1 protein-coding gene and 1 pseudogene are annotated in these 539 nt (G+C 79.0%); both read left to right on the top strand.

The window, feature by feature from the left end:
• Positions 1–199: pseudogene (locus tag ABEB16_RS22115) on the top strand (Fe-S oxidoreductase); the annotation flags it as partial.
• A gap of 33 nt (positions 200–232) precedes the next feature.
• On the top strand, positions 233–539 hold a 307-nt coding region (locus tag ABEB16_RS22120; protein ID WP_345714316.1), incomplete at its 3' end, for a thiamine pyrophosphate-binding protein.

Below are 539 nucleotides of genomic sequence, written 5' to 3' on the forward strand. Positions count from 1 at the left end.
GGGCGACACCTACCTCACGGGCACCGACCCGGGGCTGCGCACCCCGCGGCGGCTGCGCCACGAGCTGGTCCACGTCCGGCAGTGGCAGCGCCACGGCTACGCCTTCGCGGTGCTCTACCCGCTGGCCGGCCGGCGCGCCGAGCGCAACCGGTACGAGGTCGAGGCGGGCCTGGCCGACGGCGGCTACCTCCCCGGCTGAGCCCCACCGCCGGCGGCGGGCCAGACTCGGGGGGTGAACCCCTCGACGGCGCTGGCGACCCTCGTCGTCGACTCGCTCGTGCGGCTGGGCCTGCGCCACGTCGTGCTCTGCCCCGGCTCGCGCAGCGCCCCGCTGGCGTACGCCCTGGCCGCGGCGGACGCGGCGGGGCGGCTGCGCCTGCACGTGCGCATCGACGAGCGCAGCGGCGCCTTCGTCGCCCTCGGTCTCGCGCGGGCGCTGCCGGCGGGCGAGCTGGCGGCGGTGGTGACGACGAGCGGGACGGCGGTGGCGAACCTGCACCCGGCGGTGCTGGAGGCCCACCACGCGCGGGTGCCGCTGC

The sequence above is a fragment of the Kineococcus glutinatus genome (genome assembly GCF_039542765.1).
GTDB classification, from domain to species: Bacteria; Actinomycetota; Actinomycetes; order Actinomycetales; family Kineococcaceae; genus Kineococcus_A; species Kineococcus_A glutinatus.